Annotated in this window: 27 protein-coding genes; 24 read left to right on the forward strand and 3 right to left on the reverse strand. The window is 55.5% G+C overall.

What is annotated here, in order from left to right; translation table 11 throughout:
- Nucleotides 1-3: 3 nt before the first annotated feature.
- Entirely contained in the window at nucleotides 4-303 is a 300-nt protein-coding gene (locus ACZ5RI_RS12440) for a helix-turn-helix domain-containing protein (RefSeq protein WP_464513531.1), read from the forward strand.
- A gap of 277 nt (nucleotides 304-580) precedes the next feature.
- On the forward strand, nucleotides 581-1,420 hold the full coding sequence (locus tag ACZ5RI_RS12445) for a DNA adenine methylase (protein ID WP_464513532.1): 840 nt from the start codon (nucleotides 581-583) through the stop codon (nucleotides 1,418-1,420).
- Between the two features lie 10 nt (nucleotides 1,421-1,430).
- Here ACZ5RI_RS12445 and ACZ5RI_RS12450 read toward each other — a convergent pair whose 3' ends face one another.
- From ACZ5RI_RS12450 to ACZ5RI_RS12460, 3 genes are all read right to left on the reverse strand, one after another.
- Complete coding sequence (locus ACZ5RI_RS12450; protein WP_464513533.1) at nucleotides 1,431-3,803, reverse strand: DGQHR domain-containing protein; 2,373 nt, start codon at nucleotides 3,801-3,803, stop codon at nucleotides 1,431-1,433.
- Nucleotides 3,804-4,270: 467 nt separating this feature from the next.
- Entirely contained in the window at nucleotides 4,271-5,344 is a 1,074-nt protein-coding gene (locus ACZ5RI_RS12455; protein ID WP_464513534.1) for a phage portal protein, read from the reverse strand.
- Nucleotides 5,344-7,143 carry a terminase large subunit domain-containing protein gene (locus ACZ5RI_RS12460; RefSeq protein WP_464513535.1) on the reverse strand — a complete coding sequence of 600 codons (1,800 nt, stop codon included), beginning with the start codon at nucleotides 7,141-7,143 and terminating at the stop codon, nucleotides 5,344-5,346. Before ACZ5RI_RS12460 ends, ACZ5RI_RS12455 begins: the two co-directional genes overlap by 1 nt.
- Before the next feature lie 158 nt (nucleotides 7,144-7,301).
- Here ACZ5RI_RS12460 and ACZ5RI_RS12465 point away from each other — a divergent pair, with 158 nt between their 5' ends.
- The 22 genes from ACZ5RI_RS12465 to ACZ5RI_RS12570 all read left to right on the forward strand — a co-directional run bounded on the left by ACZ5RI_RS12465 (nucleotide 7,302) and on the right by ACZ5RI_RS12570 (nucleotide 22,040).
- Nucleotides 7,302-8,186: a GPO family capsid scaffolding protein gene (locus tag ACZ5RI_RS12465; protein WP_464513536.1), complete on the forward strand. Its 885-nt coding sequence runs from the start codon at nucleotides 7,302-7,304 to the stop codon at nucleotides 8,184-8,186.
- Nucleotides 8,187-8,246: 60 nt separating this feature from the next.
- The gene (locus ACZ5RI_RS12470) at nucleotides 8,247-9,290 is read left to right on the forward strand and encodes a phage major capsid protein, P2 family (protein ID WP_464513537.1); all 1,044 of its coding nucleotides are present in this window, start codon (nucleotides 8,247-8,249) and stop codon (nucleotides 9,288-9,290) included.
- Nucleotides 9,291-9,311: 21 nt separating this feature from the next.
- Entirely contained in the window at nucleotides 9,312-10,085 is a 774-nt protein-coding gene (gpM, locus tag ACZ5RI_RS12475; RefSeq protein WP_464513538.1) for a phage terminase small subunit, read from the forward strand.
- Nucleotides 10,086-10,123: 38 nt separating this feature from the next.
- On the forward strand, nucleotides 10,124-10,681 hold the full coding sequence (locus tag ACZ5RI_RS12480) for a head completion/stabilization protein (protein WP_464513539.1): 558 nt from the start codon (nucleotides 10,124-10,126) through the stop codon (nucleotides 10,679-10,681).
- Nucleotides 10,681-10,917 (forward strand): tail protein X, encoded by a 237-nt coding sequence (locus tag ACZ5RI_RS12485; RefSeq protein WP_464513540.1) that lies wholly within the window; start codon nucleotides 10,681-10,683, stop codon nucleotides 10,915-10,917. The genes ACZ5RI_RS12480 and ACZ5RI_RS12485 overlap by 1 nt, the downstream gene beginning before the upstream one ends.
- 37 nt (nucleotides 10,918-10,954) lie before the next feature.
- Nucleotides 10,955-11,206, forward strand: a complete 252-nt coding sequence (locus tag ACZ5RI_RS12490) for a hypothetical protein (RefSeq protein ID WP_464513541.1) — start codon at nucleotides 10,955-10,957, stop codon at nucleotides 11,204-11,206.
- Entirely contained in the window at nucleotides 11,206-11,703 is a 498-nt protein-coding gene (locus ACZ5RI_RS12495; RefSeq protein ID WP_464513542.1) for a lysozyme, read from the forward strand. The genes ACZ5RI_RS12490 and ACZ5RI_RS12495 overlap by 1 nt, the downstream gene beginning before the upstream one ends.
- A complete protein-coding gene (locus tag ACZ5RI_RS12500) occupies nucleotides 11,691-12,095 on the forward strand; it encodes a hypothetical protein (protein WP_464513543.1) in 405 nt (134 codons plus the stop codon). The genes ACZ5RI_RS12495 and ACZ5RI_RS12500 overlap by 13 nt, the downstream gene beginning before the upstream one ends.
- Nucleotides 12,096-12,099: 4 nt before the next feature.
- Nucleotides 12,100-12,270, forward strand: coding sequence for a hypothetical protein (locus ACZ5RI_RS12505; RefSeq protein WP_464513544.1), 171 nt, complete (start codon nucleotides 12,100-12,102; stop codon nucleotides 12,268-12,270).
- Nucleotides 12,257-12,751, forward strand: coding sequence for a phage tail protein (locus tag ACZ5RI_RS12510; protein WP_464513545.1), 495 nt, complete (start codon nucleotides 12,257-12,259; stop codon nucleotides 12,749-12,751). Before ACZ5RI_RS12505 ends, ACZ5RI_RS12510 begins: the two co-directional genes overlap by 14 nt.
- Entirely contained in the window at nucleotides 12,748-13,416 is a 669-nt protein-coding gene (locus ACZ5RI_RS12515) for a phage virion morphogenesis protein (RefSeq protein WP_464513546.1), read from the forward strand. The genes ACZ5RI_RS12510 and ACZ5RI_RS12515 overlap by 4 nt, the downstream gene beginning before the upstream one ends.
- A gap of 133 nt (nucleotides 13,417-13,549) precedes the next feature.
- On the forward strand, nucleotides 13,550-14,701 hold the full coding sequence (locus tag ACZ5RI_RS12520) for an AlbA family DNA-binding domain-containing protein (RefSeq protein ID WP_464513547.1): 1,152 nt from the start codon (nucleotides 13,550-13,552) through the stop codon (nucleotides 14,699-14,701).
- A 141-nt stretch (nucleotides 14,702-14,842) separates the two neighbouring features.
- Entirely contained in the window at nucleotides 14,843-15,838 is a 996-nt protein-coding gene (locus ACZ5RI_RS12525) for a baseplate assembly protein (RefSeq protein WP_464513548.1), read from the forward strand.
- A 34-nt stretch (nucleotides 15,839-15,872) separates the two neighbouring features.
- Nucleotides 15,873-16,418: a phage tail protein I gene (locus tag ACZ5RI_RS12530; RefSeq protein ID WP_464513549.1), complete on the forward strand. Its 546-nt coding sequence runs from the start codon at nucleotides 15,873-15,875 to the stop codon at nucleotides 16,416-16,418.
- A gap of 11 nt (nucleotides 16,419-16,429) precedes the next feature.
- Entirely contained in the window at nucleotides 16,430-18,424 is a 1,995-nt protein-coding gene (gene pilV, locus ACZ5RI_RS12535) for a shufflon system plasmid conjugative transfer pilus tip adhesin PilV (RefSeq protein ID WP_464513550.1), read from the forward strand.
- Nucleotides 18,425-18,436: 12 nt separating this feature from the next.
- The gene (locus ACZ5RI_RS12540; RefSeq protein ID WP_464513551.1) at nucleotides 18,437-18,757 is read left to right on the forward strand and encodes a hypothetical protein; all 321 of its coding nucleotides are present in this window, start codon (nucleotides 18,437-18,439) and stop codon (nucleotides 18,755-18,757) included.
- Nucleotides 18,758-18,853: 96 nt separating this feature from the next.
- Nucleotides 18,854-19,399: a phage baseplate assembly protein V gene (locus ACZ5RI_RS12545; protein WP_464513552.1), complete on the forward strand. Its 546-nt coding sequence runs from the start codon at nucleotides 18,854-18,856 to the stop codon at nucleotides 19,397-19,399.
- Nucleotides 19,396-19,755, forward strand: coding sequence for a GPW/gp25 family protein (locus ACZ5RI_RS12550; RefSeq protein WP_464513553.1), 360 nt, complete (start codon nucleotides 19,396-19,398; stop codon nucleotides 19,753-19,755). The genes ACZ5RI_RS12545 and ACZ5RI_RS12550 overlap by 4 nt, the downstream gene beginning before the upstream one ends.
- Before the next feature lie 16 nt (nucleotides 19,756-19,771).
- Nucleotides 19,772-20,983: a phage tail sheath subtilisin-like domain-containing protein gene (locus ACZ5RI_RS12555; RefSeq protein WP_464513554.1), complete on the forward strand. Its 1,212-nt coding sequence runs from the start codon at nucleotides 19,772-19,774 to the stop codon at nucleotides 20,981-20,983.
- Between the two features lie 30 nt (nucleotides 20,984-21,013).
- Nucleotides 21,014-21,526 carry a phage major tail tube protein gene (locus ACZ5RI_RS12560; protein ID WP_464513555.1) on the forward strand — a complete coding sequence of 171 codons (513 nt, stop codon included), beginning with the start codon at nucleotides 21,014-21,016 and terminating at the stop codon, nucleotides 21,524-21,526.
- 53 nt (nucleotides 21,527-21,579) lie between these two features.
- Nucleotides 21,580-21,912: a phage tail assembly protein gene (locus ACZ5RI_RS12565; RefSeq protein ID WP_464513556.1), complete on the forward strand. Its 333-nt coding sequence runs from the start codon at nucleotides 21,580-21,582 to the stop codon at nucleotides 21,910-21,912.
- Between the two features lie 59 nt (nucleotides 21,913-21,971).
- On the forward strand, nucleotides 21,972-22,040 hold the full coding sequence (locus ACZ5RI_RS12570) for a hypothetical protein (protein ID WP_464515600.1): 69 nt from the start codon (nucleotides 21,972-21,974) through the stop codon (nucleotides 22,038-22,040).
- Nucleotides 22,041-22,042 lie beyond the last annotated feature (2 nt).

Consider the following 22,042-nt stretch of genomic DNA (forward strand, 5'->3'; position numbering starts at 1 on the left):
AAGATGAGTAAGAAAGTGTTTGATGGGATTATGGAAGGCGCGCTTGAAGCTGTGGCCATTGCCAAAGGCGAAGCGGCTCCAGGCACCTATCGCATCCACATTCCGGACGAGCTGGACGTACGTGCCATTCGGAAGCGTCTCAAGCTCACTCAGTCCGAGTTTTCCACGCGCTACGGCTTCAACGTCGCCCGCGTACGGGACTGGGAACAGCGTCGCTCTGCGCCGGACGGGGCTATGCGCGCCTATCTCATGGTGATTGAACGCAAGCCGGAAGCAGTCGATGAAGTCCTCCGGATCGTCTGATATCAAAACATGAGCCACTCCAAACTTGTAAAACTCTGACTGGGCAGCGGAACCAACATGTGTGTGAGCTAATTGCAGCTATCACAAACTAGAAACGCCACGTCCTCATCCCAACCAATAAATATTGCATTGAGTAAATAAAATGCTATACAAAACCAGCGTAACAATGAAAAACGTATCACTTAAAAATGCAAAATTATAAAATTTCCTTGTATTATACAGAATAAATATACTTTTAAAGTGTTTGGAACTTTCAATAAATAGGATTTCTAAATTAATGACAATCACACAGCAACCAAGTATAATAAAAAATAGCAAATCTTTAATGCCATTTCTCAAATGGGCGGGTGGAAAGCGTTGGTTTATACCATTTTTAATGCAAAACCTTCCCACAAAATATAACAGATACTTAGAACCATTCCTAGGCGGTGGAGCTATATTCTTTTGTTTGCAGCCTGAAAATGCAGTTTTAGCAGATGTTAATTCACGACTAATCGAAACATACTCCGCGATTCGTGACGATTGGCAAAAGATAACCTCGCATTTAAAAGAATACCAAGAACGCCATAATTCAGATTTTTATTACGCAGAACGACTGCGTGAATATAGAGGAGAATATAAAAGGGCTGCTCAGTTTTTATACTTTAACCGTGTTTGCTGGAATGGGCTGTATCGTGTTAACCTAAAAGGAAAATTCAATGTTCCTTTAGGAACAAAAAATACAATTTTTTCACCAGCAGATGACTTTAAGTCTATTTCTAAATTACTTGAAAACAAAAAAATATTAACTTCAGATTTTGAACCTATAATAGATAGGTCTGAGCGTAATGACTTTATTTTCATTGACCCCCCTTATGTTACGTCTCACAATTCAAATGGATTTGCTAAGTACAACGAAAATATATTTTCTTGGTCTGATCAAGAACGTCTACAAGCAGCAATTCAACGTGCCACAAAAAGAGGTGTGCGAATACTCCTCACCAATGCTGATCATGAATCAATACGTAAGTTATACAGCGGTATTGCCCACATCCAATCGATAGAACGGAACAGTATTATCGCTGGAAAAAGTAATTATCGCCACAAAGTGGCAGAACTAGTTATAAAAACGTATTAGATAATAAAAATTACTCATCAACACTATACCCTGCAATACTCACCTTGCTGTATAGTTCGCCTTTAAGCCAGTTAACAAAATCAAAATCAGCTTCTTGGAACACGCGTAGCGCTGACTGATGGGCAGCGGTTCTTCTAAGTTGATTAATTCTCTCAATCCAATCCAGATAATATGTCTTACCTTTATTTTCTGATGGCATTTTAATGTTGAAAACCTTTGAAAATTCAGGCCAGTTATTTTGCTGTCGAGCTATTTTCATGTAATCAACGATATCCAAGTATGCTTCTTTTGGCGCCCTTTTGTCCCGTGGGCTCATCTGTTGTTTACGTGTAGCTTCAATTTTAATATCCATATTTTCAATGCCATCCTCCCAAAATGCACGATCCCCAGACACACCTTCATTAACACCATGTAGTTTTTTCAACATTTTAAGTCCGACATCGAGTATTAGCTTTTGTATATCTAAAACATCTCGCCTAATCTGATCATTTCTGGCATCTGATTGGCTACTACGGTAATCGTGAAACTCCTTCGATCCAAAATCGGGGTGCTCTGAGAGAAGCAATTCACAAAGATTGTAATAGTAAGCAACAACCCCTCCCTCACCAAACTTCTTTGAAAACTTACTTTCTATTTGTGCGTCATTAGAATTATTTAAATACAACAAAATAGGATTAATAAATTTTATTATACGTTTAGATACATTTTCTTCGTTCTCTAATCTCAAATCAATTTTATCTTTATCTTCTATATATTTTACTATTTCGCTAATCAGTAGAAGGTGAGCCCGAACCCCTGGATTGACCGAAATATGTGAAGCACGACCAGACTGCCAACGTTCAGGATTCGCATCCATTATTGCCCTAAAATAACAATTCAAGATCCTCCTGCCCCGAGAAAGAGCCTTTCTATCTGTCGAGTCTGAAAGAACGCCTGGGACTACATGCCCCCTATTTACTACTCGGCCAAACAGACCAGACCTAATTACCCCCTTTACTATTTCTGCAATGGTAAGGTTTTGCGCATCATCAGGGGGGATATCAGGAACAATAACCCTTCTAAAAAATGGACTGCTGGCATCTAATGAAAGAGATTTAATCAAGGCAGACCCAAGCGCGCTTAAAGCCTCCTTTGGGTCATCTGAGCCCAATTTCAAATCAGCTTGTAATGAAACTAACAAGCTTTTGGGCACGCTTTTTTGTTCATGATTTATTGTTATGAAAAGTTCCGCTTCAGTCTTCTTATCAAGAACTTCAAAAGCAAGCACAAATAGGGTCTCATCTAAAAACTTATCATCTATATTTGTAAAACCATATAATCTATGCTGACCATCAATAATCCATGCAGATTTATATTTATTTGGAAGATACAACCACCCAAACTTTATACCATCGTCGATTGTATTTTCTTTTTGCAAGTAATCGAACCTACATTTGTCTGTGAAATTAACAAGTATGTTTGTAGGAAAGAAACCACCATTAGAAATAAAATCACGTATTTTTTTTATTCTACCTTTATTAATCATACGCTGATAAGCAGGACCACTATCAGGATGGCTTATAGCTTGGTGATTTACAAAAGATATTTTAAGTAAATGCCTCGGAGAAATGGCAAAGCTATAAAAAACGCGCGAACCAAAACGACCTTTTATCGCGGGAACACGTACATTTTCTAAATTAGGAATGCGTTGACCCTGAAGAAATTCAGATAAAAATTGGAATCTCCCAGCAGTTCCTAAATGGTTTGAAAAAGTCTCAAAATATTGAAGGTCATTCTCTGTAACTACATGAATATTACAGAAGTTTGCTTTCTCTATATCACTTTGACTCCATATTATATTTGATGTCACATATACCCAAATTATTTTTGGCTTATACCCAACACCAAAATGCTTTCGTATAGAATCTGATATTGATTTTTTAGATTCTTCTGTTTCCTGTAATTCTTTTTGTAATGAGCGGGTACCTCGCTGTTCTCGAGATTTACATTCGACAACAAAGCAAGTTTCATCATCTTTGGCAAAGACCTGTATCTTTCTTTTACCGCCTACTGCATCAGTGGTATTACACTTAAATGTAAAATTATGACCGCTCAGGACCGGATAACCGAGTTTATATAATAAGATCCAAATACGGTCTTCTAGAAGCTCGAAGTGGGATTTCGGACGGCGAAGGCGAACGCGAGTAGCTCCCGGGGTGTGTAATTCCCAACCTTTTGCCAAATATAAGGTTTCATCTGTACGAGCTATAGAGGTGAATTCGTACGCATCCCTACGAAGACGATACTCTGCACGCAAAGTCTCCGGACTTGAGATAATAGGAGCTAGATATGGAGTATCAACACTACCCGAAGATATAATTTCACCTTGAGAAGCTCGCTTCACCACTCACTCCCATATTAAATAATTTAATAAAACTAAACATCTACCGATTCTCCATATGACTTCAACCACTATGAATTTATGTTAAGCTCTAAGGCTGATTACATTAATGTGGTGCAAATGATATCCTCAATCAGATAGTAAGAAGCTTATTAGTATGGTTCCAACGACCTTGCAACAAACTGCAACACTGATTTAGCCCCATCGGGACACCAGATCAGGCCCGGATTGCCCCGTTTCTCCCACTGCCCTGAGGGGTGTTGTGGGTGCAACAAAAGCGACCCGAAAAGCGCGCGGGCGAGGCGGGGGGAAAAGCGCGCAGGACGGGGTGCCCCCCAGCCGGCCAACCTCCTACCCCATCAGTAGGACATTATACCCCTGCGATACCCCGCCCTCGCCGCCCTGGGCGCAACGAAAAAGCCGCTGACGGGATCGCCTGCGGCTTTTGCATATCAGGACTGTATGACGGATCAGGCGGCGGGCTTAGCCGCCAATGGCTGACGCGGCTGCCACACCACGGCCTCGATACCCAGCCAGTCGTTGATGGTCTCAAGCTCGCGCATGATGGGCTGGATCTCCAGCTCAAAGAAGCTGTCGGCGGCCTCAGACACCTTGCCGAAACCACCGGCATTGGTCGGCACGATGCCGAGGAGCTGCGGCGGTACCCGGTGGGCGGCCAGCACATCGTCGCGCGTGGTGTTCTTGATACCGAGGAACTCGTCCTTTGCCGCAACCTCAGCCACCGGCAGGATCTTGATGCCGTCCGGCTTACCGTTCGGGGCCTGCACGACAAGGTTCTTGAAGTTGCCCGGCCCCTTTGATTTCCGCAATGCATCTTTCAGCGCGTCGATGTCGCCCTCATTGAACTGACCGGTGGCATAGAGGATGAACCCGGCATGGGAGCCGTTCTCGTAATATTTGCGCCGGAACAAGGTTGCGGCTTCATTGAGCAGCGAGGCATTGAGCGCGGCCAGATATTCGGGCAGACCGTAAATCTCCTGATTAACGTCGGGCTGGCGCAGCTGGAACACACTGCCGGGGGCAAGCTGTTCTTCCTTCCACGCGTAAGGCACAAACCACCAGTCGCCGTCCTTCACGCCCCGGCGGGTATACTTGGCCAGAATATGCTCAAGTCGTAAGGGTTGGCCGAGCCGGTTGTCGATCCGTTCCAGATAGCCGTTACCGAACACCAGATAATCCTGCACCAAGGCCCGCATCGTGGTGCGGGAGAGATACTTCGACGGCTTGAACGCCCCAACGATCAGGTTGCGCTTCAGCTGGATGGCCGAGGCGTGATGGGGCGAGGAGTTGAACACCCGCGCCAGCCCCTCAAACGGCAGCGGCGGATAATACCAGCGGCCATTGTCCGGGCATTCGAGGTAATCGATCAGCAGGCGGTGCGCCAGCACCGGTTCCGGCTCACCAAAGGTAAAAACCTTCACGCCCCCGCCAGCGCCCTCACCCTGCCCGTCACTGCCACCGGCTTCCACTGGCACAACCTGCCCGTCTGCCGTGGCCTCCGTGGCTTCAATGATTTCAGTCATCAGATAATCTCCATGCTGCCGAGCTGTGCGGGTTTGCCGTCCAGTGGTTCGTTGAGGAATATGTGCATAGTTGCCCAGGCCAGATCAGCGTGGCGGGTTTCGGAGCCGCGACCAGCCTTGAAGGTGAGCGAGCGACCGGAAGCGGTCAGTGCCTTCTTGATGGCGACAAAACTGCCGATCAGATCGGTCAGGCTGGCATCAAAGGCGACACGGTGGCGGCTGACCACGTTCTGGGCCTTCATGACCATGGTGGCTTTGACCTCGATCGAATATTCGATCTTGGTCACGTTCGGCATCCAGTCGCGGCAGAGCTGATAGACCGCAGATCCGATGCCGGTGGCATCAATCCCCAAATAGGTGCAGTGATATCTGGACAGGATGGCGCGGATAAATTCGGCCTGCTGTTGAAAATCCATACCCCGCAGCTGGTGGCGCTCCAGAATGCGGAATATTCCGCCCGGCTCGGACGGCGGGGCGGCAATGACCAGGGCGGCATTGTCACCGTCGACGCTGTCCTGCGGATCGTAACCTGCCCAGACCGGCTTGTTGCCAAAGGGCTTTGCGGCCACCGGGTTAAAGTCGGTCCATTCGACCAGGCTGTCGACACCACAGGCCACCAGATCGTTGAACTTGAAGGCCGACAGGCTGTCATCGACAAACTCGCACATCAGCAAATTGGCGAACTCGTCGGCGGCGTATTCGTCGCGAAGCTCGTCAATATCGAACAGATCGCAGCCCGATGCGGCAGCATCCTCGATGGTGACGATATGGCGCCAGATCTTGTCCTCGCACAAACGGCCAGCCGTCAGCGCCGCGTGCGTAATATCAATCTCGACCTGTTCGGCCTTCTTGCGCTTGCGGTTGCGCCGTTCCCCGGTCCAGTAGGGATAGGCGGCATGGGCAATGGTTGATGGCGTCGAGAAGTAGGTTTTGCGCCATTTCTTATGCATCGCCATGCCGGAGGCGACCTTGTTCAGCTCCTCAAAGCCATGGGTCCAGAAGAACTCGTCAAAGTAAAAATTGCCGTGCCGTCCCTGCGCCGTGCGGTAATTGGTACCCAGAAAATGCATCTCGGCGGCGGGGGCTTCGGCCCCCATCACTTCGGATGTGATCAGCATCGGATCACCGGCCAGATCCACACCGACCAGCTTGGCGAACGACACGATATAGGAGCGAAACTGCAGCGCCTGCGCCTTGGAGGCGGACAGGAATATCTGATTACGTCCGGTCTCGATGGCGTCCAGCAGCGCCTCAAAGGCAAAATAATAGGTCGCCCCGATCTGGCGGGACTTCAAAATCATGCGGATGCGTTGCTGCCCCGCCGCCGCCCAGACCTTCTGATAGCCAAAGAGCTGGCTTTCGAACAGCTCCCGCAGCTTCTCGGCCTGCTCAACTGTGAAGTGGTTGCGTTTGGGCTTCTTGCGCTCCCCCTTATTACGATTACCGACCTTCTCGTTCAGATCGCCTTCATGGCCGCCGGGGGCTTCAAAGCGGCGGACCCGCGCCAGCGTGGCGATCTGGCGGCCCAGAAGATCGATCTCCTTAAAGTCACCGCCGGTCTTTTGCTCCTTGGCCACCAGCGCCATGAAGCGCACCTCAAGGCAGTCTTCCAGCTTGGCAATGCTGGGCGCGTCATCCCACTTGTCGCGATGCTTCCATGAACGAACGGTGGCGGCTTCGATCCCCAATTCATGCGCGATCTGCGACACAGACCATAAACGCCAATAAAGCGAGCGCGCTTTGCGGCGGGCATCGAAAGGCGTGGCGGCAATAGTCTCAGGGGAAACATCTTCGGTCATCGCCCATTGATGCCGCCCGTCTGACGCCCGCTACAGGCTGTTCAGTTGGAGAGTGCGCCTCACCAGATGCGCCACCTTGAGAAGCACGCGTCACTTGCGCCCCTATCGGCAGCACAGAACGAGCAACCATCACGAAAACCCTCTTGAGGCAGCCTTACATGAAAACTGGCTTTTTCCGCGTCGCTGTTGAAGGCGCAACGACTGACGGCCGCACGATCAGCCGCGACTGGATCGAGCAGATGGCCGCCGGGTACAACCCGGCCACCTACACCGCCCGCATCAATTGCGAACATATCAAGGGCTTCTCGCCCGACGCGCCGTTTAATGCCTATGGCTCGGTCGCGGCAGTCAAAGCCGAAGAGATCACGCTGGAACTGGATGGCAAACCGGTCAAACGTCTGGCGCTGTTTGCCCAGCTCGATGCCAATGACAATCTGGTCGATACCGTCAAGGCCGGGCAGAAGATCTTCACCTCGGTCGAGGTTGCCACCAACTTTGCCGCCACCGGCAAGGCGGGCCTGGTCGGCCTGGCCATCACCGATAACCCGGCAAGCTTAGGCTGCGAAGCGCTGCACTTTAGCGCCCTGAAACCCGTGTTTGATGCCCGCAAGCAGAATCCGGCCAATCTGTTCACCGCCGCCGAAGAAGCCGCCATCACCTTTGAGGCCAGCGCAGACGCAAACGCGCAAGGCAGCGCCATCGACAAGCTGACCGGCGCGCTGCACCAGATCGTGGCGCTGTTTACGGCCAAAGAGCAGAAGCCGCAGGAACCCAAACCCGAACCGACCGCACCGGTCGCAGGATCTGGCATTGATGCCCCCGCGATTGATCCGGCGGCCTTCACGGACCTGACCCGCGCACTGGAAACCTTCAGCACCGCTGCCAAGGCGAGTGAAGCCAAAGCCAGCACACTGGCCGAGGACTTCGCCGCGCTGAAAGGCCAGTTCGCGGATCTGAAGGCCGAGCTATCCGAGACAGAAGCCCCCCGCGCCTTCCGCGCCCCGGCCACCGGCGGTGATGGCAAAATCCAGACCAACTGCTGATCCCGCGAAAGCACCTCCCCGTTTCCTATTCCCCCATCTCCCGTCCCCGAAAGGTACCCCATGCAGAACCAGACCCGCGCCAAGTACAAGGAATACACCGCGCGCATTGCCGAGCTGAACGCGCTCACCGATACCAGTGACGTCGCCTCTTTCTCGGTCGAGCCAACCATTCAGCAGACGCTGGAAACCGCCACGCAGCAAAGCAGCGCCTTCCTGCAAATGGTCAATATCGTCCCGGTCGATGAGCAGGTCGGCGAAGCCCTCGCCCTGATGGTCTCCGGCCCGATTGCCAGCCGCACCGATACCTCTAAGGGCACCAAGCGCGGCACGGTTGATCCCACTGGTCTGCGCTCGAACAAATATGAATGCGTCAAGACCAACTTCGATACCCGCATCACCTATGCCAAGCTCGACGCCTGGGCCAAGTTCAAGGATTTCCAGACCCGCATCCGCGATGCCATCGTCACCCGGCAGGGCCTCGACCGCATCCTGATCGGCTGGAACGGCCTGACCGCAGAGGCCAACACCGATGCGGCCAAGAACCCGCTGTTGCAGGACGTGAACATCGGCTGGCTGCAGAAGATCCGTGCCAATGCCCCGGAACGTCATCTGGCCAAGGGCGCCCTGGCTGATGCCAGGATCTATGTCGGCGCGGGCACGGAAGGCACCGATGTTGATTACCAGAACCTTGATGCCCTGGCGACCGACGCCATGCAGCTTCTGGACCCGTGGGCGCGCGAAGATCCCAATCTGGTGGTGATTTGCGGCAGCGATCTGATGCACGACAAGTATTTTCCGATCATCAGCAAGGCGGGCGATACCGCCACCGAGATCGTGGCCCGTGATCAGGTCTTGAAGTCTGCCAAGCAGCTGGGCGGTAAACCGGCGATCAGCGTGCCCTACTTCCCGGCGGGCGCGATGCTGATCACCACGCTGGCCGATCTGTCGATCTATTGGCAGAACGGCACCCGCCGCCGCGCCATTCTCGATGTGCCGGACGAAGACTGCATCAAGAACTTCGAGAGCTGGAACGAAGCCTATGTCGTTGAGGACTACGGCTTTACCGCCCTGGTCGAGAACATCGTCATGGGCAAGAAAGCCTAAAGCGTAAAGGAGGACGGCACCATGAGCCTTGCACGCGAGCACCGTGAACGTATGGCCGGAAAAATGAGCGTAAGCACCAAAGCGGCTTCAGGCGTTACGGTGTCAGCGGCAGAAACCGCCAGCGGGAATCCCCCCGCTGGCGGAACCATTGCCGCGCAAGTTTACATGCGGTTCCAGGCGGATATGCAGCGCCTGCATGCCATCAAATCGATCAGGGCCAAGATTGCAGCCAAGCGCAAATTACTGCCCGACTATGCCGCCTTCTGCGATGGCATGATGGAAGCGGCTGCCCCTGGTGACCGGGTTGCCGATGACATTCTGGCCACCGTCATGGTCTGGCGTATCGACACCGCCGATTACACCGGCGCGCTGGAAATCGCCGACTACATGCTGTCCCACCAGCTTGCCATGCCCGCGCGTTACCAGCGCGATGCCGCCACCACAGTGACCGAAGAAATCGCCGACGCGGCCCTTCGTGATCTGGCCGAGAAAAAGCCCTTCGACCTCGACATCCTGTTGTTGACCGAAGACATGACGACAAAAGCGGATATGCCCGACGAGGTGCGCGCCAAGCTGCACAAGGCCATCGGACTGGAACTGCACCGCCAGGCCAACGTTGAAACAGCCAATGCGGAAGATGCCACCGACCCCACTGACCTTTTGACACAGGCCGCAGAGGCTTTGCGTAAAGCACAGGGCTTTGATGGCCGTTGCGGGGTGAAGAAGGTCATCGAACAGATCGAACGGGCCTTGCGCCTTCATAAAGAAGGTTTGGCCAAGGCAACCAAAGACTAAACCAGCTCGCCCCCCGGCGCCCCGGCGGCGGATCACCGATGACAGGGCTTAAGCCTGACGCTGACGTGATCCCCACCGCCGGGTTTTCTTCTACCAAGGATCTGACCATGGCGGGTTTTATTTCCCTTCCCGAAGATGGCACCACAAAAACCGATAACAGCACAACGGTGGCGCCCGTCACCAATGACGGGTTCTTCCCCGACATTGATCTTGCTGCCATCCGCGACATCGCCCGCGTGCCCAGCGCCATCACCAACGAGCGCTTACGGGCATCGGTCATCGCCGCCATCATCACGGTGGCCCGCGATCTGGACGCATGGGCGGCAGCGCAGATGGCCACAGGCCATGCCCGGTTGGCGGATGTGCCCGCAGTGCAACTTGATGGGGCATCACGCCTGATCCACCTCTACAACCGCGCGGTGGCCATGTTCACCAAGGCCGAGCTGATCGAGCGCATGCGCGACTTCGATACCACCGGCGCAGGCGGCAAGAACATCGACGAGTTGAACGGCACCGCTGACGACATGCGCCGCGATGGCACCCACGCCATCCGTGACATGCTGGGGCGGCTTCGCACCAATGTGGAGCTGATCTGATGGCCACCGTCACCGCAGATCTGCGCCTGACCGCCCGGCAGGGCGATACGCTGGATGCCCTGTTGTGGCGGCAAGCTAGCTTAGGCCCCGCAGCCATCGCCCCGGTGCTGGCGGCTAATCCCGGTTTGGCCGATCTGGGCACAGTGCTGCCGAAAGGCACCATTATCACCCTGCCCGCCACCGTCACGACCACCACAGGCAAACAGACCCGCAGTCTTATCCAGCTCTGGGACTAGCCAACTATAATCAGACCCATCATCAGGAATGAGAACCATGCAAGACGAGTACACCGCCGCCATCAAAATTACCCCCGCCGCTGCGGGAACGATCTGGTCGCAACTGACGCTGAATGACTGGGTGGCGATTATCACTATCGCCTATGTCGCGCTGCAGATCGGCCTGCTGCTGCCCAAATACCGGGCGCAGTACCCGGCGCTGTGGAACAAGCTTAAAGCCGCACTGATCACCCGGCTGAAGAACCTCCGGCAGCGGCTGCTGGCCCTGTTCGGTAAGGCAGGTGTCTGATGAGCGGATCGCGCCTGTCCAAAACCGTGCTGAGCCTGATCGCCGCCGGGGCGGGTGCATCTGTCATTGCCACCCAGCTCGCCAGTGAATCCGAAGGGGTAAGCCTTCGCGCCTATCAGGATGGTGCCAAAGTCTGGACCATCTGCCATGGCCACACGGCAGGCGTAAAGCCCGGCCAGCGCGTGACGCAAGATCAGTGCAACGCCTTTCTCAAATCCGATATGGGCCACGCCTTTGATGCGCTTGACCGTATGGTCCATGTGCCGATGAGTGAGCCTGAGCGCGCAGGACTTGCCGACTTTGTCTTCAATGTCGGCGAGCCTGCCGCGGCTAAATCCACCCTGATGCGCAAACTCAACGCCGGTGACCGCCGTGGCGCATGTAACGAGCTGCCACGCTGGGTGATTGTGGCGGGCAAAGACTGCCGCAAAAAACAAAGCAACTGTCCGGGCATCCCCGCCCGGCGCGCACAGGAGCGTGAACTATGTCTGCTGTAATGCTTACCACGATACTGGACTGGGCGGCCAAAAACTGGCGGCTTTTGCTGATCCCGCTTGCCGCGTTGATTGTCCTCGCCGCCATCCTTTATGGCGTGCATCTCTATGGGCAGGTCGATGCCCTGAACCGCCAGCTTGTGGCGGCGCAGGCGGTCAATTCCGCCAACCGCAAGGAAATCGCCACCATTAAAGAAAACGCTGCCTCCTCGGCCCATGCCGTGGCGGTGGATGCTGCGGCCACCAATGCCCGCGCCACGGCTGTCAGCCAGATCAAAAGGAACATCTATCATGCCACACCGTCACAGGGTGATTGCAGCACTGTCGGCCCTCAGCTTCGCGCTGCTCTTGACGGGCTGCGCCAGCTCCAAACCGACAACGCGCATTCAGATTGAGTATATGCCGCCGCCCGAACCGCTGCTGATCTGCACCGAGGCCCCCGCCGTGCCACAAACCAAAGATCAGGCCCGCGTCGGGGAATACATCACCGATCTGTGGGCGGCGGGTGATGACTGCCGCACCAAGCTGAAGGCCGTGCGCCAATGGGTAAAAGACAATGCGAAAAGCTGATGATTTACGCCGCTGGCTGACCCAGTGCCTGCCCGACTATAAATCTGATCCCGACCGGCTGCTGATCTTCCTTGATGCCGGGGCCATCGCCACGCGCAAAGGCCGTAATGCCGCCTTTGAATACCGCTACACCCTGACCGTATTGTTCTGCGATTTTACCGGCGATACCAACAGTATCGTCGTGCCGTTGCTGGCGTGGATCGAGCGCAACCAGCCCGAACTGTTACAGCGTGCCGACGATCAGCCCATCCAGTTCGAGGCCGAGATCCTCGATACCGACAGTATGGACATCACCTTCAAGCTGGAACTGACCGAGGCGGTTATCGCTACGCGTAAAAGTGACGGCAGCGGCTATGACATCCGTTATCCAGCACCGCCAAAGCCGGAAGAACTCGTCCCCGGTCTCGATGCGCAGTTCCGGCAGGGTTACGGCTTTACCGAACTGCTTGCCGGACAGGATGACGGAACACCCGCCCCATGAGCGACAATCTGGCCGAGGTCGAGAAGATTGCGGGCGCGCTGCTTGAGAAACTGTCGCCAGCGGCCCGCCGGTCACTGTTACGCCGCATGGCGCGCGATCTGGCCGCCCGCCAGCGCGCCCGCATCAAAAGCCAGCAGGAGCCGGACGGCACCGACTTCGCCCCGCGCCACAAGAAAGAGCCGCCCAAACAAGGCCGCTATGCGGTGAGCTTTCTCTACCCCGAAGGCGGATCGGGCACGCCCCGGCGCGTGATCCTGAAAAGCTACACCATCGCCCATGGCATGATGACCGGCTTCGATATCGAGGCCGAGGGCATCCGCAGTTTCTTTTATGACAAGATCACCAAATGGCTGCCCGTGCCCGCCGCCTACCGCAACGCAGGTGGCGGCTTACCGCGCAAAGGCGCGATCCGCCGCAAGATGATGTTCCGCAAACTGGCCTCGCCGAAGTTCCTGCGATCCGGCAATGATGACACAGAATTGTGGGTTGGCTTCTCCGGTCGGGCGGCCCAGATTGCCCGTATCCATCAGGAAGGCTTGAAAGACAAGCCCGCCGCCAGAGCCAGCGCCATCACCTACCCGCGCCGCACGCTGCTCGGCTTCACCGCCGCCGACCGGGCCATGTTGCTCGATGCTTTTATGAAGGCGTTTGAGGGCGTGATGTGAATAGATTGAGAAGACAGAAAGCAGATATCCACGCAGCCGCGTGACTAATCGTCAAAACGACATAACCCAAGCCCCACGAAATCTATTTTTGCGCTCAAAATTATGTTAACATGCATCTAAGTCGGTGAGGCAAATGATAGATAATTCAAACTTAAAAGATGAAATCAATAAACTTATAAATCTTAGGAAAGAAGGACCGTACTGGGACTTCAAAGTAGCGCATCACACCCAAAATGCCGATCTGTTGCATGACATTCTTTGCTTAGCAAATGCTGATCATGACGGCCCAAGATATATAATTTATGGCGTTTCTGATGATTTTAAAATTGTGGGTATTAAAGATACAACACCACATAAAACGCAGGCTGATATAATCGGCTTATTGAGCGACAACCAAACAAAATTCGCATTCAATCGGTATCCTGATGTGCGCTTGGATACTGTAGTCCTAGAAGAAAAAGAAATAGAGGTTCTAATTATCGAAAATCGTTACTTGAAGCCATATTATTTAACAGAAAAATACTGTGATGTTAGAAGTTATGCCATCTATACGCGCACAGAAGATAGGAATACACCCAAAGACAAATCTGCTACGCCAGATCAAGTAGAAACTATGTGGCGTGAAAGGTTTGGTCTGAACTTATCTGCCATAGAAAAAGCTCATAAATATTTAGATTATTATAATGATTGGGAACAAGATACGTTCAACGGTAACGCAATGTGGTTTCACAAAACGTTTCCAGAATTTACAATACGGGTTGAAGGTGCAGAAGATTTTATTTCTTGCCATGATGAGTGGACAAGAGGTGAAATTATAACAGACAATAATTCTGTAAGTTACTATGACATTTATTTTCATCAAACCAGATTAGCCCGTATCCGTTGGGTTTCCTTTGATGATAACAAAAAATCTATCGTTTCTCCCAAATGGGAAGCTTTGTGTCATGGACGGCTGTATTTTTATGAAAAAAACAGCTTGGAATTTTCTATGCATAAATTTCATGTTGTTAGTGAGGGAGGGGAAGATCATGCAAAAAAAATTCGAATTCGCGCATCAAGAGAACAATTAGACGGTATAAACCCAGCAAATCTAAAGTTTGTTCCTATCCCTACAGTTAGCCAAAACGAGATCGATGAATTCATCCATGAGCACCAATGTATTAACGGAATAGAACCATCAAGCGATATAGAAGAGCAATATCGTATATTCATTTCAAACCAATTTTCGTTATATCGTTGGCTAAACAGCAGAGCTCCCTCCCCACAAAACACACTTCCCCAATGAATAATAATCGTTGCTGATTGAGTACGCTCTTTCAACAACTCAGCCATGCGGCATAGTGATCGCACATATCCCACCTTGCTAGTCCCACTCTCCAACTGCGCCCACTAGCCACGATGGCGGCCACACGACGAATGTGGCCGCATGAGCAGCACGTCCACCTATACCGCCGTTGATCTGTCGAACCTCGCCGCGCCGGGCGTGGTCGAAACCCTCGACTTCGAAACCATCTTTGCCGCCAATGTGGCGCTGGCGCGGACCATCCTGCCCGACCTGACGGTGTCGGAAAGCGACCCGGTCACCAAGCTGCTGCAGGTGTTTGCGTACCGCGAGATTACCTTGCGCCAGCGCATCAACGATGCGGCCAAGGCGGTAATGCTGGCCTATGCCACCGGCACCGATCTGGACCATATCGCGGCGCTGTTCGGGGTTACCCGGCTGGTGCTGGATGCGGGCGATGCCGACAAGGGGATTGCGGCCACCTATGAGACCGACACGGTGTTCCGCCGCCGGGTGACGCTCGCCCCGGAAAGCTATTCCGTCGCCGGGCCGGAAGGGGCCTATATCTATCACGCGCTGGCCGCCAGTTCCGATGTGCTGGACGCATCGGCAGAAAGCCCTGATCCGGCGGACATCAAGGCGCTGGTTCTTTCGGTACTGGCGGCACAGAACGCATCCGCCGATCTGGTGGCGGCGATGACCACGGCGCTGAACGGGGCCGTCTGGCCGGGACAGGTCAATGTTTCGATCCTGACCCGCAGCGGGGATGCCGCGTCCGCCGCCCTGTGCCAAACGGTGCAGGATTACCTTTCCGCCGATACCCGCAGACCGCTTACCGATTACGTACAGGTCCAATCGGCGGAGATCGTCCCCTATCAGATCAGCGCCACCATCAGGACATTTTCCGGACCGGACAGTTCGGTTGTTATGGCGGCGGCTGAGACCAAGATTGCCACCTATATCGCCGATGCCATGCGGCTGGGCCGCGATGTGACCCTGTCGGGGATCTATGCCGCGCTGCATGTCGATGGGGTGCAGAATGTCGTTCTGACATCGCCCACCGCCGACATTGTGTGCGCCCGTAATCAGGCCCCACACTGCACCGCCGTCACCCTGACCTATGGGGGCAATGGCGAATGAAAAAGCCCTCAAGCAGCGAAGCGGTAGGGCAAATATGACAACCGCATCGTTATTACCGCCCAATGCCACCACGCTGGAACTGGCCCTAGAGGCCGCCACCACGCGGCTGGATGCCATAAAAACCGACATACGCGCCCTGTGGTCACCGGATGATTGCCCGGAAGGTTTGTTGCCGTGGCTGGCGTGGTCGCTGTCGCTCGATAGCTGGTCGGCTGACTGGTCCGAGACCGTCAAACGCGCCCGCGTGCGTGCCGCCATTGCCATCGCCCGGCGCAAGGGCACCGCTGAATCTGTGGCATCGGTCGTCGAAAGTTTCGGCGGGGCCGTCACTTTGCGCGAATGGTGGGAAGAAGGCGGTTCCGGCATCCCGCACACGTTTGACCTGGCCCTTACCCTTGCCAGCATGAACGGCAAACCCGCAACGGCAGCCTTTGTCGATGCCGTGATTGCCGAGGTCGAGCGCACCAAGCCGGTGCGATCACATTTTACCTTCACACAAGGCATTGCGGTCACCGACGCGCTGAAACTCACCGCCTATGCCCGCCCCGTCACCTATGCCCGCCTGACACTGACCGCTTAAGAGGACTTGATATGACCGGACTTGCCATCACCATCACCGATAAGGGCCGCACCGCACTGGTGGCCGCATCCGGCACCAACGCCGTCACCATCAGCGCCATCGGGATCAGTGCCGCCGCCGTCACACCCACAGCCACGGCCACGGCCACCACGCTGCCCGGCGAGATCAAACGGCTGGCCACATTTTCCGGCACGGTGACCGATGCCGACACCATTCACATCACCATCCGTGACGACAGCGCCGACAGCTATGCCTTACGGGCCTTTGCGCTTTACCTTAGCGACGGCACGCTGTTTGGCCTGTACGGGAGTGGCGATGCCCTGATCATGGAGAAAGCCACCGGCTCGATGCTGATGCTGGCGGTGGATATTCAGATCACCGGCAGCGATGCCACCGCGATCACCTTCGGTGACACCAATTTCCTGAACCCCGCCGCCACGACGGAAGTCGCGGGCATTGTTGAACTGGCGACCGATGCCGAGGCCTCAACCGGCCTTGATGCCAAACGCGCCGTCACGCCCAAGGGCATGCTGACGGCGGTAAAAAGCTGGCTCGATGACCGGTTTGGCGCAGGCGCGCCATCGGCCTTTATCAAGGGGCTGCTCACCAAGACCGGGGCCGCGGATGTGCTGACGGCGCTGGGCATAAAATCTGCGGCCTTGCAGGAAACCGCCGCCTTTGCCGCCGCCAGCCATAAGCACGCCATCGTGGACGTAACAGGTCTGCAAGACACGCTGAACGCCAAGCTTACCACGACCAGCTACACCGCCGCCGATGTGCTGGCAAAGCTGCAAACCGTTGATGGTTCCGGCTCTGGCTTTGATGCCGATATGCTGGATGGATACCATGCCACCAGTTTCCTGCGGGCCACCGGAACGTGGATGAACACGTTCGACACCTACGGCTACGCCTACGCCTTTGGCTATAACGTCAATGGGGGTGACATCACCTTTATGACGAAGAATGGCGCACTCAGCGTGATGGCCGATGGGGATTATTTCGCCGGTGAAGGTGGTGGATTTTATTCCGGTGGGCCGTCAACACGCGTCGGTTTTTATAACAATGGTGGCAGCGCACATTTTGATTGTCCGATCTGGGCAACCAGCGGCACCATAAATGGAAACCTGACCGTCAACGCGACCGTTGGAGGGATTACTGTTAATGGCAGCAGCAGCGACAGCGTTGGCATCAAGCTCATCAACAGCAGTTATGCCGCCGGGAATTACTGGCATATCTGCAATGACTCGCAAGGCGGTCTGACGTTCAATAAAAACGGCACCGATTATTTCTTTGTCGGACGTGGTGGTGGGACACTTGCTTATTTTGGAACCCCGTTTGGGGCAACGCGCCTGTACGCTGGCTGGGACAGTGGCATCACGGGTTCTGTCAGTTGCTCCGCATGGTTCCGCTCCACGGGAACCACAGGCTGGTTTAACGACACGTACCAGGGCGGCTGGTATATGGCCGACACCACATGGGTTCGCTCCTTCAATGACAAGAGCATCTACACCGCCGGACGCATGCGCGCTGACGGCGGGTTTGTTGTCACGTCTAACGAATACCCCGTCTGGCATTCGGGCAATGACGGTGCAGGCTCCGGCATGGATGCCGACACGGTTGACGGTTATCACGCATCGGACCTCACCACACGGGCTTATGCCGGGGGCCTCGACAGCACGACCCGCAGTGATGCCACCACAGCCTGGAGCGGCGACATTGTCCGCGCGGTCACCACGGGCAATGCGCTGGTGCTGTTCCATGCCAACTGGGGCACCGGTGGCGGGCCATTCTTCGCCCAGCTTTATGTCGATGGCACCCCGTGGCCCGGCGCGGTGTCCGAGATCGGCGCCACAGGTGGATCGGATTTTGTCATCGCCCCCTGCACCATCATGGCGGTGGTGACCGGGCTTTCCTCAGGCAATCACACCTTTGCCGTCAAACGCACCACCGGCAGCGACATAACCCTTTATGGCGGCGGCAATCTTGTCGTGCTGCCGACAAGCTAACAAGGAACCATCATGCAGACCACCATTGCCCCCTATATCACCGATGCCCGCACCGTCAGTGTGACGTTCGAACAAGATGGCGTCACCCACACCCGGACCGTCAATGCCTGCTTTGATGGTGACGGGGCCTATGACGAGGCCGCCACCGCCACCCGCGTGGCTGAAGTTGCCTTAGGCGTCGCCAACAAGATCGCCCTTGGCGTTATCACCAATGCCCCGGAAACCGACAGCGCCACAGATGCGCCCCCGGTCACAATCGAAACCGCTGCCAGCGCAGTGCCAACAGATGCCACGGCCAGCGATACGGCTGCCAACGCAAGCACAACCGCATAGACAAAGTCCCCCGACACGAAGCACTTTCATCTGGTGAGTGCGCCTCACAAGGTGCCGCCGCGCGCAAAGTCATAACGCGCGCGGCATTGTCGGGGCATGGATAACCCCGAACAAAGTATCGGTGACATCGCGCGGCTGGGCAGCATTGCCTCGGTCGATCCTAAAGCGCGCCGATGCACCGTCACCATCGGCGATCTGACCACCGGGCCGCTGCCGTGGATCACGGTTCGTGCCGGTAACACCCGCACCTGGTCGGCCCCGACGGTGGGCGAGCAATGTTTGCTGATCTGCCCCGAAGGCGAGACCGAGAACGGTGTCGTGCTGCCCGGCCTCTACTCCGATGCGTTTGATGCCCCCGAAGATGATCCGGACATTGATGCCACCGTCTATGCCGATGGGGCCCGCATTGCCTATGACGCCAAATCCCACACCCTGACCGCCACCCTGACCGATGGCGGCACGGCGGCGCTCACCGCCCCCGGCGGGATAAAGATCACCGGTGATGTTGTGATCGATGGTGGCCTGAAGGTCACCAAATCCGTCACCGCAGATGAGGACGTCACCGCCGCTGGCATCAGCCTCAAATCTCACAAGCACAGCGCCGTCAAAACCGGGACCGATCTGTCGGGTGGCCCGCAATGACCGCCAGCATGAACCGCATCACCGGGGCCGCGCTCGACACCACATCCGATGCCCATTTGCAGCAATCGGTGAACGACATCCTGTCGACGCCATTGGCATCGCGCATCGCGCGGCGCGAATATGGCTCAGCCCTGCCCGAGATTATCGACCAGCCCTTTGGCCCGGCCACGGTGCAGAAGCTTTATGCCGCCACCGCCACGGCCCTTACCCGGTGGGAGAAGCGGATAAAAGTCACCCGTGTGGCCATAACCGCAGGCGACGCACCCGGATCGGCGACGCTGACCATTACCGGCACCCGCACCGACCGTCCGGCCAAAGCCACCACCACCCTCACCCACACTGTTTCCCGAAGCTAACAGGAGCCCAAGCCCTATGGCATTTAAACACGGCATTACAGTCACCGAAGTCAGCGACGGCAGCCGCACGCTGTCGTCGGTATCAACCGCCATCATCGGCCTGATCGCCACCGGCACCGATGCCGATGCAACCGTCTTCCCGCTCAACCGCCCGGCGCTCGTCACTGACATTGATGCCGCCATCGGCAAGGCGGGCACCACCGGCACGCTTAAAAAAGCCCTGCAGGCCATCGCCGACGAGGCCCAGCCGGTCATTGTCGTGGTGCGTGTGGAAGAAGGCACCGGCGCGGATGCCGAGGCGATTACCGCCGATCAGACCGCCAAGGTCATCGGCACCAATGTCGATGGCACCAAGACCGGCATGCAAGCCTTGCTGGCCGCGGAAGCCCAGCTTGGCGTCCGGCCGAAGATCCTGGGCGCGCCAGGCATCGACACCAAAGAGGTGCTCACCGCCTTCATCGTGGTCGCCAAGCGCCTTCGCGGTTTTGTCTATGGCGCAGCCCAAGGGGCCACGGTGGCCGAGGCCATCGCCTATCGCAAAGCCTTTGCCGCGCGCGAGCTGATGCTGATCTGGCCAGACTTCTTGGCCTATGACACGGATACCGAGGCCACCATCACCAGCTGGGGCGTGGCCCGTGCGCTGGGCCTGCGCGCCCAGATCGACGAAAGCACCGGCCCGCACAAAACCCTTTCCAATGTCGTGGTCGATGGCGTGACGGGGCTCACAAAGGATGTGCAGTGGGATTTGCAGAACGCCGACACCGAAGCGAACCTTTTAAACGCCAGTGAGGTCACCGCCCTGGTGCGCACCTCGTCCGGCTTTCGCTTCTGGGGTAACCGGTCCTGCGATGATACCGGCGTTTATGTGTTCGAAAGCACCGTGCGGGTGGCGCAGCTTGTGGCCGACACCGTGGGCCTCGGCATGGAATGGGCGATGGATAAGCCCCTTACCCCTGCCCTGGTCAAAGATATTGTCGAGACCATCAACGGATACCTGAACAGCCTTAAAACCCAAGGCGTCATCCTTGGCGGCAAGTGCTGGTACAGCGCCACCAATAACAGCACGGCCAGCCTCAAAGTCGGCAAGCTGCGTATCGACTATGACTTTACCGTGCCGCCGCCCTTAGAAGATCTCGGCTTTAATCAGCGCATCACCGACAGTTATCTGGCCGACTTTGCCAGCAAGCTGTCGTCGAGCACATCGTCCAACACCACCACATCGGCCTGATCCCCATTTTACGCTTAAAGGAAGCACAACATGGCTTTACCCCGTATTTTAAGATCCATGGCGCTGTTCAACGAAGGCGCCGCCTATGTTGGCGAGGTGTCCGAGGTCACCCTGCCCAAGCTTGCCCGCAAGATGGAAGAATGGAAGGGCGGCGGCATGAGCCGCCCGGTCAAGCTCGACATGGGCGGCGATGTGCTGGAGCTGGAAGCCACCTTCGGCGGGCCGATGTTCGACATCATCAGCCAGTATGGCTCCACATCGGTCACCGGCGTCTATATGCGCTTTGTCGGCAACTGGCAGAATGATGATACCGGCGCCATCGACGTGGTCGAGGTCATCGTGCGTGGCCGCTTTGAAGAAATCGACTTTGGCGGTGCCAAGCCCGGCGAGAAGAGCGATTTTAAGATCAAGATGCCGCTGGGCTATTACCGCCTCGACCGCAACGGCGCCACCGTGATCGAGATTGATCCGCTGAACATGGTCGAACTGGTGAACGGCGTCGACCGGCTCGAAGCCATCCGCACCGCCCTCGGCCTGTTCTGAGTGGCCCCCCACCAATCTGCCTGACCTTTAACATCTTTTGAAAGACCTATCCCATGACCAAACATTCTGAAGCCCCTGAAGCCACCCCCGCTACCGGCGACATGCGTACCGTCCCCCTCGACACCCCGATCATGCGTGGCGAGACCGAGATCCGCACCATTGCCCTTCGCCGCCCCAGGGCGGGCGAGCTGCGCGGGCTGTCGATTGCCGACCTGGCCCGGCTTGAGGTCAATGCCATGCTGAACCTTTTGCCGCGCATCACCACGCCCTCACTGACCCCGAAGGAGCTGGAAGACATGCGGCTTGAGGATCTGACCGCGCTGTCGAATGAGGCGGGAAGTTTTTTGCTGCAGAGATCGGTGATGGCGGATTACCCGCGCGCATAGAGGACGCCTTCGCCGACATTGCGGCGGTGTTTCACTGGCCACCATCTGAGATGGACGCCATGACCATCGCCGATCTGATCAACTGGCAAAAACACGCAATTGATCGCTTCAAACGTATGAACGGGTAAAA

Source organism: Micropepsis pineolensis, from assembly GCF_055392125.1.

What these genes read in the sequence shown, in the direction of transcription:
- ACZ5RI_RS12520 (WP_464513547.1), top strand. Translation starts at nt 13,550, where the DNA reads ATGATAGATAATTCAAACTTAAAAGATGAAATCAATAAACTTATAAAT.
- ACZ5RI_RS12465 (WP_464513536.1), top strand. Translation starts at nt 7,302, where the DNA reads ATGAAAACTGGCTTTTTCCGCGTCGCTGTTGAAGGCGCAACGACTGAC.
- ACZ5RI_RS12470 (WP_464513537.1), top strand. Translation starts at nt 8,247, where the DNA reads ATGCAGAACCAGACCCGCGCCAAGTACAAGGAATACACCGCGCGCATT.
- ACZ5RI_RS12515 (WP_464513546.1), top strand. Translation starts at nt 12,748, where the DNA reads ATGAGCGACAATCTGGCCGAGGTCGAGAAGATTGCGGGCGCGCTGCTT.
- ACZ5RI_RS12505 (WP_464513544.1), top strand. Translation starts at nt 12,100, where the DNA reads ATGCCGCCGCCCGAACCGCTGCTGATCTGCACCGAGGCCCCCGCCGTG.
- ACZ5RI_RS12560 (WP_464513555.1), top strand. Translation starts at nt 21,014, where the DNA reads ATGGCTTTACCCCGTATTTTAAGATCCATGGCGCTGTTCAACGAAGGC.
- ACZ5RI_RS12525 (WP_464513548.1), top strand. Translation starts at nt 14,843, where the DNA reads ATGAGCAGCACGTCCACCTATACCGCCGTTGATCTGTCGAACCTCGCC.
- ACZ5RI_RS12455 (WP_464513534.1), bottom strand. Translation starts at nt 5,344, where the DNA reads ATGACTGAAATCATTGAAGCCACGGAGGCCACGGCAGACGGGCAGGTT.
- ACZ5RI_RS12480 (WP_464513539.1), top strand. Translation starts at nt 10,124, where the DNA reads ATGACAGGGCTTAAGCCTGACGCTGACGTGATCCCCACCGCCGGGTTT.
- ACZ5RI_RS12440 (WP_464513531.1), top strand. Translation starts at nt 4, where the DNA reads ATGAGTAAGAAAGTGTTTGATGGGATTATGGAAGGCGCGCTTGAAGCT.
- ACZ5RI_RS12565 (WP_464513556.1), top strand. Translation starts at nt 21,580, where the DNA reads ATGACCAAACATTCTGAAGCCCCTGAAGCCACCCCCGCTACCGGCGAC.
- ACZ5RI_RS12555 (WP_464513554.1), top strand. Translation starts at nt 19,772, where the DNA reads ATGGCATTTAAACACGGCATTACAGTCACCGAAGTCAGCGACGGCAGC.
- ACZ5RI_RS12445 (WP_464513532.1), top strand. Translation starts at nt 581, where the DNA reads ATGACAATCACACAGCAACCAAGTATAATAAAAAATAGCAAATCTTTA.
- ACZ5RI_RS12490 (WP_464513541.1), top strand. Translation starts at nt 10,955, where the DNA reads ATGCAAGACGAGTACACCGCCGCCATCAAAATTACCCCCGCCGCTGCG.
- ACZ5RI_RS12550 (WP_464513553.1), top strand. Translation starts at nt 19,396, where the DNA reads ATGACCGCCAGCATGAACCGCATCACCGGGGCCGCGCTCGACACCACA.
- pilV (WP_464513550.1), top strand. Translation starts at nt 16,430, where the DNA reads ATGACCGGACTTGCCATCACCATCACCGATAAGGGCCGCACCGCACTG.
- ACZ5RI_RS12510 (WP_464513545.1), top strand. Translation starts at nt 12,257, where the DNA reads ATGCGAAAAGCTGATGATTTACGCCGCTGGCTGACCCAGTGCCTGCCC.
- ACZ5RI_RS12545 (WP_464513552.1), top strand. Translation starts at nt 18,854, where the DNA reads ATGGATAACCCCGAACAAAGTATCGGTGACATCGCGCGGCTGGGCAGC.
- ACZ5RI_RS12485 (WP_464513540.1), top strand. Translation starts at nt 10,681, where the DNA reads ATGGCCACCGTCACCGCAGATCTGCGCCTGACCGCCCGGCAGGGCGAT.
- ACZ5RI_RS12500 (WP_464513543.1), top strand. Translation starts at nt 11,691, where the DNA reads ATGTCTGCTGTAATGCTTACCACGATACTGGACTGGGCGGCCAAAAAC.
- ACZ5RI_RS12460 (WP_464513535.1), bottom strand. Translation starts at nt 7,143, where the DNA reads ATGACCGAAGATGTTTCCCCTGAGACTATTGCCGCCACGCCTTTCGAT.
- ACZ5RI_RS12540 (WP_464513551.1), top strand. Translation starts at nt 18,437, where the DNA reads ATGCAGACCACCATTGCCCCCTATATCACCGATGCCCGCACCGTCAGT.
- gpM (WP_464513538.1), top strand. Translation starts at nt 9,312, where the DNA reads ATGAGCCTTGCACGCGAGCACCGTGAACGTATGGCCGGAAAAATGAGC.
- ACZ5RI_RS12495 (WP_464513542.1), top strand. Translation starts at nt 11,206, where the DNA reads ATGAGCGGATCGCGCCTGTCCAAAACCGTGCTGAGCCTGATCGCCGCC.
- ACZ5RI_RS12530 (WP_464513549.1), top strand. Translation starts at nt 15,873, where the DNA reads ATGACAACCGCATCGTTATTACCGCCCAATGCCACCACGCTGGAACTG.